This window comes from Enterococcus sp. GPZ-007 (assembly GCF_059374735.1).
The window spans coordinates 1-13,823 of the sequence record NZ_JCAFYN010000014.1 but is presented as its reverse complement, the minus strand read 5'-3'; the positions used below and the strand labels follow the sequence as shown (position 1 = coordinate 13,823).

Annotated in this window: 11 protein-coding genes; 5 read left to right on the top strand and 6 right to left on the bottom strand. The window is 41.9% G+C overall.

Going from position 1 to position 13,823, the window contains the following annotated elements:
* The first annotated feature begins 152 nt into the window (after positions 1-152).
* From AC4J95_RS09150 to AC4J95_RS09135, 4 genes are all read left to right on the top strand, one after another.
* Entirely contained in the window at positions 153-779 is a 627-nt protein-coding gene (locus AC4J95_RS09150; protein ID WP_494549613.1) for an MBL fold metallo-hydrolase, read from the top strand.
* Between the two features lie 24 nt (positions 780-803).
* Positions 804-1,508 carry a histidine phosphatase family protein gene (locus AC4J95_RS09145; RefSeq protein WP_494549612.1) on the top strand — a complete coding sequence of 235 codons (705 nt, stop codon included), beginning with the start codon at positions 804-806 and terminating at the stop codon, positions 1,506-1,508.
* Between the two features lie 125 nt (positions 1,509-1,633).
* Positions 1,634-2,467 (top strand): undecaprenyl-diphosphate phosphatase, encoded by an 834-nt coding sequence (locus AC4J95_RS09140; RefSeq protein WP_494549611.1) that lies wholly within the window; start codon positions 1,634-1,636, stop codon positions 2,465-2,467.
* A 615-nt stretch (positions 2,468-3,082) separates the two neighbouring features.
* Positions 3,083-4,966, top strand: a complete 1,884-nt coding sequence (locus AC4J95_RS09135; protein WP_494549610.1) for a heavy metal translocating P-type ATPase — start codon at positions 3,083-3,085, stop codon at positions 4,964-4,966.
* 39 nt (positions 4,967-5,005) lie between these two features.
* Here the strand turns inward: AC4J95_RS09135 and AC4J95_RS09130 are convergent, their stop codons facing one another.
* A complete protein-coding gene (locus tag AC4J95_RS09130) occupies positions 5,006-5,629 on the bottom strand; it encodes a DUF47 domain-containing protein (protein ID WP_494549609.1) in 624 nt (207 codons plus the stop codon).
* 16 nt (positions 5,630-5,645) lie between these two features.
* Entirely contained in the window at positions 5,646-6,659 is a 1,014-nt protein-coding gene (locus AC4J95_RS09125) for an inorganic phosphate transporter (RefSeq protein WP_494549608.1), read from the bottom strand.
* A gap of 214 nt (positions 6,660-6,873) precedes the next feature.
* Between AC4J95_RS09125 and rpsT the strand changes: the two genes are divergently transcribed.
* Entirely contained in the window at positions 6,874-7,128 is a 255-nt protein-coding gene (gene rpsT, locus AC4J95_RS09120) for a 30S ribosomal protein S20 (RefSeq protein WP_316403662.1), read from the top strand.
* A gap of 82 nt (positions 7,129-7,210) precedes the next feature.
* Here the strand turns inward: rpsT and nifJ are convergent, their stop codons facing one another.
* Genes nifJ through AC4J95_RS09100 form a run of 4 tightly spaced genes read right to left on the bottom strand, consistent with a single transcriptional unit; the run spans position 7,211 to position 13,474 of the window.
* Complete coding sequence (gene nifJ / locus AC4J95_RS09115; protein WP_494549607.1) at positions 7,211-10,744, bottom strand: pyruvate:ferredoxin (flavodoxin) oxidoreductase; 3,534 nt, start codon at positions 10,742-10,744, stop codon at positions 7,211-7,213.
* Between the two features lie 11 nt (positions 10,745-10,755).
* Positions 10,756-12,165, bottom strand: coding sequence for an NADPH-dependent glutamate synthase (gene gltA, locus AC4J95_RS09110; protein WP_494549606.1), 1,410 nt, complete (start codon positions 12,163-12,165; stop codon positions 10,756-10,758).
* Positions 12,158-12,994 (bottom strand): sulfide/dihydroorotate dehydrogenase-like FAD/NAD-binding protein, encoded by an 837-nt coding sequence (locus AC4J95_RS09105; protein ID WP_494549605.1) that lies wholly within the window; start codon positions 12,992-12,994, stop codon positions 12,158-12,160. Before AC4J95_RS09105 ends, gltA begins: the two co-directional genes overlap by 8 nt.
* Positions 12,995-13,024: 30 nt before the next feature.
* Positions 13,025-13,474: a flavodoxin gene (locus AC4J95_RS09100; RefSeq protein WP_316403666.1), complete on the bottom strand. Its 450-nt coding sequence runs from the start codon at positions 13,472-13,474 to the stop codon at positions 13,025-13,027.
* Positions 13,475-13,823: the final 349 nt, after the last annotated feature.

Genomic DNA, 13,823 nt, shown 5'->3' with positions numbered 1-13,823 from the left:
CAAAATCGTTCAGGGAAGCCACAATTTTTTTACTTTTAAGGTATAATGAAGAAGGAATTTATGATTCTGGTTTTCCTACTGTCTTGTTCTTCAAGATTAGGTACATGAATCAAAGCAAAGTAAGATAATTTATAGTTTTCAGGGGGAAAATAATGATTCGAATTGAAGGTTTTGTTACTGGTATCGCGCAAGAAAATTGCTATTTGATTCATAATGAGCATCATTTACTGATTGTTGATCCGGGCTCAGAAGGCGACCGCTTGATCAATGAAATCAAACGGATTGGCAAAACGCCGCGAGCGATTCTTTTGACTCATGCCCATTACGATCACATTGGTGCTGTTGAACAGCTGAGAAATAAATATGGGATACCTGTTTATATTAGTCCTCTAGAACAGACTTGGCTGGGAGATCCAATTTTGAACCTTTCCGGCTTGGGTCGTCACGATAATATGCCTGACCTGATCGTTCAACCAGCTGAGAATGAGTTTGAGATGAAAGAATACACGATTGGGGATATGACATTCCAAGTTGTACCGACACCAGGTCATTCGATCGGCAGTGTCAGCTTCATCTTTGATAACTTTGTCGTAGTCGGCGATGCCTTATTCAAAGGAAGTATCGGCCGGACAGACCTCTATACAGGCGATATGCAGCAATTGCTATACAGCATTAAAAACTATCTTTTCACCCTGCCGCGAGAGCTTCCCGTTTATCCGGGACATGGTGAAGCAACAACCATCGGTCATGAGATCGATACAAATCCGTTCTTTAATTAAACAACTATTTTGGAGGTTTTAAATATGGCAGAAACAAATCTTTATATTGTTCGACATGGTAAAACAATGTTCAATACGTTGGCTCGTGTACAAGGCTGGTGTGATACGCCGTTAACTCAAAGCGGGCGTGAGGGTATTCATTACGTTGGCTTAGGCTTGCAAGACACTAAATTTGAAGAGGCCTATTCAAGCGATTCTGGTCGGGCAATTGAAACGATGCGGATTCTTTTAGGCGAACATCCTGATGGGAAAGACATTCCCTATCACGTTGATCCACGCATTCGCGAATGGTGTTTTGGTTCATTAGAAGGTGGTTATGACGCAGAGATGTGGGGCGTTTTGCCACGAGTGTTGAATTTTAAGACCGAAGATGAGCTCTTTGCTACTGAAGTGAGCTTTGAAGAAATCGCCAATGCCGTGTTCGCCGCGGACACAGCAAACTGGGCAGAACCCTATGAAAAATTACGTGATCGTGTATGGCAAGGTTTTGAAGACATCGCGCAACATCGCGAAAAAAATGGCGGTGGAAATGTTCTGATCGTTTCTCATGGCTTAACAATTGCTTTCTTGTTAAGTTTGATTGATTCAAAACAGCCTGTTCGAGCAAACTTGTTAAATGGCAGTATCAACCGCCTGCGTTATGAAAACGGCGAATTTTCGATCCGCGCGATCAATGACATTAGTTATATGGAACGGGGTCAAATGATTTCTGATCAAGTTAATGATTAATATTTAGGACTGTCGACATTTGTCGGCAGTTTTTTTCTTATAAAAAGCTTAGCCTTTTTTCAATGGTCATTTCAATGGTGAAACGGTATACTAATTATTGTTATTAATTTGAAAGGACGTATACTATGCTTATTGCCAATATTTTTAAAGCAATTATTCTTGGGATCGTCGAAGGGATCACCGAGTGGTTGCCGATTTCTTCTACCGGTCATTTGATCTTAGCGGACGAGTTCATCAAAATGAATATGAGTTCTGCTTTTACCGAAATGTTTAATGTTGTGATCCAATTAGGAGCAATCCTAGCTGTGGTGGTTTTATACTTCAGCAAGCTTAACCCCTTTGCTCCTAGTAAAACAGATGAGGAGAAAAAAGATACCTGGACATTGTGGTTCAAGGTGATCATCGCCTGTTTACCCGCTGCAGTGATCGGCTTGCCGTTGGATGACTTTTTGGAGGCTCATTTCCACAAATTCTTACCTGTAGCAATCATGCTAATCGTTTATGGGATCGCCTTTATCGTGGTGGAGAAACGCCACAAAAATGTAGCTCCAAAATGTACAAATTTGAACGATTTTACTTATAAAGCTGCTTTGATTGTTGGAGGTTTCCAACTACTGTCATTGATTCCCGGAACCTCACGTTCAGGAGCAACGATTCTTGGAGCGATTATTATTGGTTCATCCCGTTTCGTCGCAACCGAATTTTCTTTCTTCCTTGGTATTCCAGTCATGTTCGGTGCCAGTGGTTTGAAGATCGTGAAATTCCTGATGCATGGCAATACCTTTGGCGTTTCTGAAATTATTGTTTTATTAGTCGGTATGGTCACAGCTTTTGTTGTATCAATCATCGCTATCAAGTTCTTATTGGATTACATCAAAAGAAACGATTTCACCGTGTTTGGATGGTATCGAATCGTTCTAGGGATTATCTTAATTGGATATTGGCTAATCGCTATGTAAGATCTGCATTTTTGCAGGTCTTTTTTGTCAGTTTTTCTATACGCTTCAGCGTATTAGAAAAATGATATGCGCACGAAAATTGACTTATTTTTCTGGTTTTTAGAAAAATAAGTTCTTTACTCCTGAGCTAGCTGCGAGTTCATCTTCCCGTCTTTAGCGCGATTAGTGGAATCGTAAGCGTGGCACTGACCATATTTTTTTGAAAAACACCTCACTTCCTCTGAGAAAGATTTAGTTTCCTTGCATGCAATAAAATTTTCGCCTCTCAAAACTTATCCATTTCGTTTATTCCACTATTTCAATATCCGAAAACCACTGATAAAAATACAAATTAAATTAATTCTAATTTAGAATAAAAGAGAATTCATCGCTATTATTGTTGATATGAAAACATTTCCCATTTCAACTACTAATGAAAGTCATTCTCATCTCTAATTGATAATTACTTTCGTTCTCAATTAGCTGATTTCATTATCATTTACCATTGATACTGTGCTATTATTAAGGTGAAGAAAGCCAATGATGTAACGTAGTTCCCATGTAGTTAAGCAAAAAAAGCACATGTAGAGTCTATGTTTATGAACCATGGCACTATTTGAGAAAGGAGGAAAAGTGATGAGTAAGAAAGAACGTAATGCTTTTCTCTCTACCCTTTTCTGTTTAACATTTTTAATCGCCGGTAAAATTCTCATGGAGTTTTCTCAATCGATCTTTCCCCTCTTTTTCGTTCTGGCTATTATCAGCGGTGGTTGGAAGCAAACCTATGAAGGAATGAATGAATTGATCCATGAACGAACCTTAAATGTGGATTTATTGATGGCTCTAGCTGCAATCGGTGCTTGTCTGATTGGCAACTGGTTTGAAGGCGCGATGCTGACCTTCATTTTTTGCTTGAGCGGTGCGTTGGAGGAATATGCTACTAACAAGAGTACGAAGGAAATTACTGCTTTGATGAATGTAGCACCTAATGAAGCCCTAAAGATCATCAATGGTGAGCATGTCACTGTGCCCGTGGAAGAACTCAAGCTGGGGGATTTAGTTTTCGTACCAAAAGGTCAAGCTGTACCAATTGACGGCCGGATGCTAGGTGCATCTTTGATCGACGAGTCCGCTATCTCTGGAGAATCTGTGCCCGTAGAAAAAGCCTTGCATGATGAAGCTTTCGGCGGAACGATCAATTTGGGGCAGGCTTTTACGTTAGAAGTAACGAAAAGCAGCAGTGATACCTTATTCGCTCAAATTTTACGCCTCGTTGAAAATGCTCAAAACGAGCAAAGTGCGACTGCAACATTTATTGAAAAGATCGAAAATATTTATGTCAAAATCGTCTTGATTGCTGTTCCATTAATGATCCTGTTCACTCATTTCTTGTTAGGCTGGAGCTTTACTGAAAGCTTTTATCGTGGAATGGTTCTGTTGGTTGTCGCCTCCCCTTGTGCTTTAGTTGCCTCAGCAACGCCTGCAACGCTGGCGGCGATTTCTAATGGCGCAAAAAAAGGAATTCTATTCAAATCGGGAAAAACATTGGAAAAATTGGCAGATTTGAGAGCAATCTCATTTGATAAAACAGGGACTCTGACCCAAGGAAAACCTCGTGTAACAGATTATAAAACTTTTTCAGATGATTCTGTGATTCCGCAAATGTTCTACTCGATGGAACGACATTCGACCCATCCTTTAGCAGTGGCGATCACAAATTTCTTTAAAGACGAGGAGGCGCTTTCTCTGCAGGTTGAAGAGAAAGCTGGTTTCGGGTTAGAAACGACCTATCTTGATCAAGTTTGGCAGCTAGGAAAGCCTACAAAAAAACAACAGCATCAATTGATTGAGACCTGGCACGAAGAAGGCAAAACCGTGGTTGTCCTTAGTCGAAATGAGCAGATTATTGCTCTGCTTGCATTGATGGATTTGCCAAAACCTTACACGAACGACGTTATTTCATACTTCCATGAGCAAAATGTGGAAACAGTCATGCTTACCGGAGACAATATTGGGGCAGCAAAATATGTTGCTCTGCAACTTGGCCTAGATGATTATCACGGCGGTTGTCTTCCTGCCGATAAAACCGAATTAGTCAAGCAGCAGCAGGAAGACTATACCGTCAATGCTATGGTCGGCGATGGGATCAACGATGCCCCTGCTCTAGCAACAGCTAGTATCGGAATCGCGATGGGAGAAGGAACAGATGTCGCGATGGAGGTTTCTGACATGGTATTGATGAAAAATGATCTGACTAAACTAATGTATAGTCACCGTTTAGCAAAAAAAATGAAGCAGATCGTGCGGCAAAACATCGTCTTCTCTTTAATTGTTATCGCAATTCTGATTGCCAGCAATTTTATGCAATTTCTGAGCCTTCCCCTTGGTGTTGTTGGTCACGAAGGAAGCACCATTTTAGTGATTCTGAACGGCTTACGAATGCTAGTGCCGCTGAAGGAACTTAATCATTTAGACGAAACCAAATGTACCACATGTCCACTCTATAAAGCTACGCGTTAAAATTAGGCAGGATCACCTATGATCCTGCCTAATTTTTTTCTACGAATTTTTGATAACCAGTCCCTCAATTACATCAGCGGCTGCTTCACAAGCATCAGTAATCATTTCAAGATGATTATAGATATCTCGCCACTTTATGACTTCAATCGGATCCTCTTCATGCGCAAACAAGTTTTTCACCAATGCGCTGTACAACTCATCCGCTTCTGATTCAGTTTCATTTACCTGATCAATATAATGCTTTAAAACTTTTGAGTGCTTGAATTTAGCAAATTCCTTTGTGGCACTGACCACATCAGATGTAGCTGTCACTATGAGCTGAAGAAATTGATCTGTATTTGGACGAATCGTATAAATGAGTAAGTTCTCAAATAGATAGGTCGTCGCGTTTAGTTCGTCTAAGATATCATCTAATCGATTCGTGATCAATACGATGTCTTCTCGATCGATCGGCGTAATAAAAGCATCATAAAGCTCTGTCATGATTTCCTTAGAAATACGGTCCCCCAGCCCTTCCAAGCGATGGATTTCTTCAGATTTATCAAGAAATTTTTCGGTAGAGTAATCCAAGATCAAATCCAATAATAAGGCAGCTGATTCAGAAGAATACTGTGCCATTTGCTCTAATTTACCAAAATAGTCAAATTGTTTTTTTCTAGCCATTGTTTGATCCCCTTTTTTAAAAAATTGCTACAAATATTTTTGCCATGATAAACGCAATTGCACCGCAGCCGGGAAATGTTAATACCCATGCACTGATCATTTCTTTGACGATACTCCAATCGACACTCGACTTGCGTTTAGCTGCCCCTGCCCCCATGATCGCAGTTGTTTTTGTATGGGTGGTTGATACCGGAACTCCAAATACAGAAGCAAGGAATAGACAAATAGCCGCACTCAAATCCGCAGCAAATCCTTGATACCGTTCTAATTTAACCATGTCCATTCCTACTGATTTGATGATCTTCATTCCGCCGACAGAAGTTCCTAAACCCATAGTTAATGAACAAAGCACCATGACCCACAGCGGAATGACAAAGCCATTGCCAGTTTTTTCAGCTAAATCATTGTAGAATAGACCAAGCATAAAGACACCCATGAATTTTTGACCGTCTTGTGCTCCATGTAAGAAGGCATTCATCGCAGCACTGATCGCTTGTCCGACTGTAAACACGTGATTGGCGATTCTTCGAGAAACGCCTTGAAAGATCAGCGCGATCAGCTTGGTAACAATCCAGCCGCCGCCAAAACCCATAATCGTCGAGACAACCAACCCAACGATCACCTTTGTCCATTCAGCTCCGCTAACCGCTTCCAATCCACCCATCGCCATTGCTGACCCGGTCAAGCCGGCAATTAGTGCATGTGATTCACTGGTAGGGATTCCAAAATACCAGGCAGCCACTGCCCATACCACAATAGCAAATAGAGACGCAGCTAGAGCGACCTGGGCGGCATTTCCTGCTCCTTCAAAGGTTACAATGTTGCTGATTGTTTCCGCAACCTGTGCATTGAAATACGTCATTACCAGTGCACCAAAAAAATTCATCGCAACCGCTATCCAAATAGCGACATTTGGCTTTAAAACTCTAGTAGATACTGCTGTGGCAATCGCATTTGGCGCATCTGTCCAGCCATTGACAAAAACTACACCCATCACTAATGTTATTGTAACAACTAAAGCTATACTCATATTTCACCACCATTTTTTATTTCCATTCCAATGATAGCATAACCGTTAATAAAGCGCCTTTTTTGTCTCCGCTCATACTGCTGTTTTTTTTATTTTCTGTTAAGGAAAAAAACTTGTCACGATTTTATTGCATTGAAAAGCTGCTTTATGTATAATGAGTAATGTTGAATTGTACGGCTATAACCGTATAAGACTGAATTCGGAGGTGAAATCCATGCCAAACATTGAATCTGCAATCAAACGTGTTCGCACTAGCGAAGCTGCTAACGCTAAAAACTCATCACAAATGAGCGCAATGCGTACTACTGTTAAGAAATTTGAAGAAGCTGCTGCCGCTGGCGCTGAAAATATGAACGATCTTTACAAAGAAGCTTCTAAAGCCATCGATATGGCTGAATCAAAAGGTTTGATTCACAAAAACAAAGCGAGCCGCGATAAAGCACGTCTTGCAAAAAAATTAGCTAAATAATAAAAACCGATCATTTGATCGGTTTTTTTATTTGCCCTCACAAAAAAATAGCGCCGATACAAAACGTACCGACGCTACCTTTTTATTTATTCGTTAATTCCTCGTAGCTTTTCGCCCGTTCTTCCATATCTTCTACTGTTTGATTCAGCATTTCTTCTACTAAAGCATCATCCTTCTTGATGTTATGCAGTGCAGAGAAGCGTGTTTGCCCTTCTAAGAAGGCGTTCATCTTACTGAAGTCAGTTTTCTTGAAGTCGATACGCATAGGCTCTTTGCCCTTTTGCGCGCGAACTGGATCGAAACGATAAAGTGGCCAATATCCAGATTCCACTGCTTTCACAGATTCTTCGATTGATTTGCTCATACCTCCACGAATACCGTGATTGATACATGGTGTATAACCAATTACTAGCGAAGGTCCTGGGTAAGCTTCCGCTTCTTGAATAGCCTTCAATGCTTGTGTTGGATTCGCTTCGATCGCTACCTGCGCAACATAAACATCGCGGTAAGTCATAGCGATCATACCAAGATCTTTCTTCTTCGTCTTCTTACCGCCGGCAGCGAATTTCGCAATTGCTGCTGATGGCGTTGCTTTCGACATTTGTCCGCCGGTATTGGCATAGACTTCATTATCCATCACTAAGATATTTACATCTTCGCCAGAAGCTAATACATGATCGATTCCGCTGAAGCCGATATCATAGGCCCAACCATCCCCACCAATGATCCATTGGCTAGGTTTCACAAACATTTCATTGTCAGCAAGAATGGATTGCAAGTCTTCATCTGTCTCTTGACTTAAGACAGCACGTAATTTGGCTGCGCGTTGCTGGCTACCTTCACCTTCTGCCATATGATCCAACCAATCTTGCAGTAAAACTCTCGTTGCCTCAGAGCCAATACCTTTTTCAAGTGCTGACGTAACTTTGTTTGCTAGGCGATTTCGTTTAGTTTCATTCGCCACGTGCATTCCCAAGCCATATTCAGCATTATCTTCAAATAGTGAATTGCTCCATGCTGGACCGCGACCGTCTTTATCAACAGTATATGGTGTCGCTGGTGCTGAACCGCCCCAGATTGAAGAACAGCCAGTAGTGTTCGCGATCATCATGCGATTACCGAACAATTGAGTCAATAATTTCACATAAGGCGTTTCCCCACAGCCTGCACAGGCTCCTGAGAACTCAAGCAATGGTTGTTCAAATTGAGAACCCTTAACAGAGAATTTCTTCGCTGGGTTTTCTTTTTGACGTAATGTCATGGCGAACGCCCAGTTCATTGCTTGTTCTTTTTGATCTTCATAAGACTTCATGACTAATGCTTTTTCCTTCGCAGGACAAGCTTCAACACAAAGCCCACAACCAGTACAGTCTTCCAATGAAACTTGGATACGATATTTGAATCCGTCTTTTCCACGCATGTCGCGAGTGATAAAGCCTTCAGGTGCTGCTTCCATCTCTTCTTCGTCAGCTAGGAATGGGCGAATCGCCGCATGTGGACAAATAAAGGCACATTCATTACACATCGTACAAGCTTCAGGAATCCACTCAGGAACTTCCAAAGCAATTCCGCGTTTCTCATAAGCTGCTGTACCAGAAGGCATTACGCCGCCTAGCATGCCGTTTTCGATCAAATCATTCACTGAAAGCTGATTGCCCTCTTGACGATTGATTGGTTCAAGAATATTACGGATGTATTCTGGTTTGTCTTGGCTTTTTCCATTAAACAACGGTTGTACTTCGATTTCAGCCCATTCAGCCGGAATCTCAAATTTCTTCAATTCCGCTACTGTTGCATCAATCGCTTGCCAGTTCCGTTCAACGATCGTTCTAGATTTTTTACCATAGGCTGCATCTACTTCTGCTTTAAGCAATGGCAAGTAGGTTTCATGATCCATGATATCCGTCAATTCGAAGAAAGCTGTCGACATCACTTGATTGATACGGCCGCCTAAGCCCGTTTTTTGAGCTATCTCCATCGCATTGATGATATAGAAATTGATATTATGCTCTGCCAAATAGCGTTTGATTCGGCTTGGTAATAATTGTTTGACTTTCTCTTCATCCCAAACAGTGTTCAGCAAGAAGGTCCCGCCATCTTTCAAGCCTTTAACTAAATCGTATTGATGAATATAGGCGCTGTTATGACAGCCGACAAAATCAGCTGCTTCTACATTGTAAGTAGAAAGGATCGGTTCCTTCCCGAAACGCAAGTGAGAATTCGTCAACCCGCCTGATTTCTTAGAGTCATAAGAGAAGTATGCTTGCGCGTAATAATCTGTATTATTACCGATAATCTTGATTGCTTGTTTGTTGGCACCAACAGTCCCATCGGAACCAAGTCCCCAGAATTTTGCTTGGAAGGTTGATTTCGGTGTCAAATCTAAGACTTCACCCATTGGCAAGGATAGATTCGTCACATCATCAATAATCCCGATAGTAAAGCGTTGTTTCATGTCAGCAGCTGGTAACAATAGATGGTCATAGACAGCTACGATTTGGTCTGGAGTCACATCCTTAGAGGCGATTCCGTAACGACCGCCGATAACAATCGGACGATTCGTGTGACGATAAAGCACACTTTGAACATCCAGTAATAATGGTTCGCCGTCTGATCCAGGTTCTTTTGTACGATCCAAAACAGCTACTTTCTCAACTGTTGCCGGTAATTTCGCCAACAAGTTTTCAGCTGGGAATGGACGGTATAAATGAATATCAAGGAATCCGACTTTGCGTCCATTGGCGTTCAAATAATCCACTGTTTGCTGGATTGTAGGTGAAGCAGAGCCCATCGCGATGATTACTTCTGTGGCTTCTGGATCACCATAGTAATTCGTCAAATCATAATCTGTACCGCGCAGATCATTGATTTTCTTCATGTATTTTTGCACAATCGCTGGCATTTCATCATAATAGCGATTGACTGTTTCTCTTTGCTGGAAGTGAATATCCGGGTTTTGCGCCGTACCAGAAACATTCGGACGATTTGGGTTCATTCCTAATCTTCTGAAATCAGCCAACGCTTCCCAGTTCATCATCGCCTTCAAATCATCGTAATCAATCACTTCGATTTTTTGGAGTTCATGACTGGTTCTAAAGCCGTCAAAGAAATTCATAAATGGCAACTTGCCTTCGATACTCGCTAAATGAGCGACCGCGGACAAATCCATCACTTCTTGAACGCCGCCTTCAGCCAACATACAAAAGCCTGTTTGGCGGGCAGCCATCACATCGCTGTGATCGCCGAAGATACTTAGCGCATTGGTGGATACCGCACGTGCTGCTACGTGGAAAACCGTTGGCAATAATTCACCAGCAATTTTAAACATATTTGGAATCATCAATAGCAAACCTTGTGAAGCTGTGTAAGTCGTGGTTAAAACGCCTGTTTTCAAGGAACCATGGACCGTTCCAGCGGCACCGGCTTCTGATTGCATCTCAACAACTTTTACTGTTTCATTGAAAATGTTTTTGCGACCTTGTTCTGCCCACTCATCAACGACTTCCGCCATCGTTGAACTAGGAGTGATCGGATAGATTCCGGCAACTTCAGTAAATGCGTAAGAGATATGCGCTGCTGCTGTATTTCCATCCATTGTTTTCATAGTTTTCATCATTTGCACCTCGCTTAAACCAATTGCTCCTGCTTTGTCTTTTGAATGTATTGATCAATCTCATTTGCTGCAATTTTTCCGGCACCCATAGCTAAAATAACGGTTGCTGCTCCTGTAACGATATCTCCTCCAGCAAAAACACCCGGAATCGAAGTCGCACACGTTTCCTCATCCGCATCGATATAGCCCCACTTATTCAGTGCCAGTTCAGGGAATGTGTCTAGTAAAACTTTATTGGCCCCTTGTCCGATGGCTTCGATGGCGGTGTCTGCTTCAATAATGAATTCACTGCCAGGGATCACGATCGGTCGGCGACGACCAGATTCATCTGGTTCGCCTAATTCCATCTGAACACATTTAACAGCTGTCAATCGGCCATTACCATCGTCCATGTATTCGATTGGGTTGCTTAACCAGTGGTATTCAATCCCCTCTTCAACTGAATGATGGTATTCTTCTTCACGAGCAGGCAGTTCTTCAACAGAACGTCGATAAACGATCGATACTTTGTCTGCTCCTAAACGTTTGGCTGATCGTGCTGCATCCATCGCAACATTTCCGCCGCCAATGACAACGACATTTTTAGATTTTTGAACAGGGGTATCGTATTCAGGAAATTGATATCCGTGCATCAAATTGACGCGAGTCAAATACTCGCTGGATGAATAAACACCATTTAGTGATGTTCCCTTGATTCCTTGGAATCTTGGTGCACCTGCACCAACTGATAAGTAGCAGGCATCAAATTCTTCAATGATTTCATCCATAGTGATTGTTTTACCAACGACAACGTTTGTTTCGATCTTCACACCTTGCGCAACAATACGTTCAATTTCTTGCTTAACAATGCGTTTTGGCAAACGGAACTCAGGAATTCCATAAGTCAAAACACCGCCCGGCGAATGCAACGCTTCGTAAACCGTCACATCATAGCCTAGTTTCGCAAGGTCGCCAGCAGTGGTCAGTCCAGAAGGTCCTGAACCAATAACCGCTACTCGACCTTTATCGCCGCTGACTTCTTTGTATTCAAATGGCTGCTGAAGCGCCCAGTCTGCAACTAATCGTTCTAGCTTTCCGATAGCCACTGGTTCAAACTTCTTAGAGCGTCCTAAACGGCAAACCATTTCACATTGTTTTTCTTGTGGACAAACACGTCCGCAAATCGCTGGCAAATTCGTATATCGGCCTAAGATTTCATAGGCTAACGGCATGTCGCCTTCTTCAATCGCTTTGATAAAACCAGGAATGTCAATCATAACTGGACATTCTGTAATACAAGGAGCGTTTTTACATTGCAGACAGCGACTTGCCTCAAGCTGTCCTTCTTCCAATGTATAGCCCAATGCTACCTCATCAAAATTCTGATTGCGGATTTCTGGTGCTTGTTCCTTCATTGGGGTTTTAGTATAGCTGCGTTTAGCCATTTGAACTCACCTGCTTTTCATATCTTTCATTAGCCAGTAATTCTTCCGGACGATACTGCTGCATCCGATTGACAAATTCATCCCAATCGACTTCTTCGCCTAGAAATTCCGGTCCATCCACGCAAGCGAATTTAATGGAGTCACCAACTGTCACCCGACAGCCGCCACACATCCCTGTCCCATCGATCATAATTGGATTTAATGAAACATAGATTGGCACATCATGCTTCTGTGCAGTGAGCGTACAGAACTTCATCATGATACTCGGTCCGATCGCCCAGGCCATCGAAATTTTTTCACGCTTGAAAACGTCCTCCATTGCATCTGTTACCAACCCTTTTTGTCCCAAGGAGCCATCATCTGTCATTAGAATCAGCTCATCAGAATATTTCGCGCAATCCTCTTGCAGAATCAATAAATCCTTATTTTTCGCCCCAAGGACAGTGATTACACGATTGCCTGCTTCCTTCAATCCCTTAACGATCGGGAATAACGCTGCTATTCCAACACCGCCTCCTACCAAGAGAACGGTACCATAATTCTCAATATCTGTAGCTTTACCTAAGGGGCCTACAATATCCGTCAGGGCTTCACCAGCCATAACAGTAGCGAGCTGGGCTGTCGATTTGCCGATCACTTGAAAGATTAAGCGTACCCAACCCGCTTCTTTGTCCGTATCAACGACAGTCAGCGGGATACGCTCACCGTATTCGTCGATTCGCAAGATCACAAATTGCCCTGGTTGCGCTTTACTGGCGATTCGCGGTGCATCAACCAAAATTTCAAACTCAGTTGGTGCCAGCTCCTTGCGTTCTAATACTTTAAACAAATTCTCACTCCGTTCTTTCAATGTGATTCCTTACTCCGCTGCGTCAATCAGCGTTTTAACAAAAGCCTTCAATACTTCTTCGTCATCATCGTCTGCTTCGTTTTCAATTTTCACAGTTTCAGCTGCTTTAGTCGCACCTGTTTTAGCAAAAGCTTCATCAAATGCAATCGCTGCATGACAGAAATAATCTGGGTAGAGCTCGCTGTCTCCGCTTCCTACTACACCATACACTTTCCCTGATAGATCTTCTTCCGGCAGTTCTTCATGAAAATCTTCTAAATCGAATGGAATCTCGCCATCTCCATCAGTATAGGTAGCTAGGACACAGATATCTGCATCTTCATAAATATCTGATTCCGCATCATCAGCATCAACGCGTTCTACGTCGATTCCATTTGCTTCAAAAGCGTCCTCAAGAATTTCAGAGATTCCTTCTGTGTTGCCTGTGTTAGTTGCATAAACGATCTTTGCTAGTGTCATGTTGTTCATCCTTCCTTTTTATCTGATTTTGTATAAATAAAGCCAAAATAAATTGGCAATTATTCTGTTAAGAACAAAAGTACTTTTTACTGCTAAGCAAAATACTTTAACTAAATATTAGAAGTTTGCCACTTTTATCATAACTCAAAACTGTGAATTAATGAACATTTTATCGGGATTTTTATTCGTTAATTTTTTAATAAAACATGTTTTTCTGTTGTTTTTTGAGTTCTGACGACTCTAATTGAGAAAGCTTTTCATTTAGCGTTGTTTTTTTGGAACTATCAGATAAATAAAACAAAAAACTAGCAGGACGGGATCGTCATACTAGTTTTAATGATTGGATAAT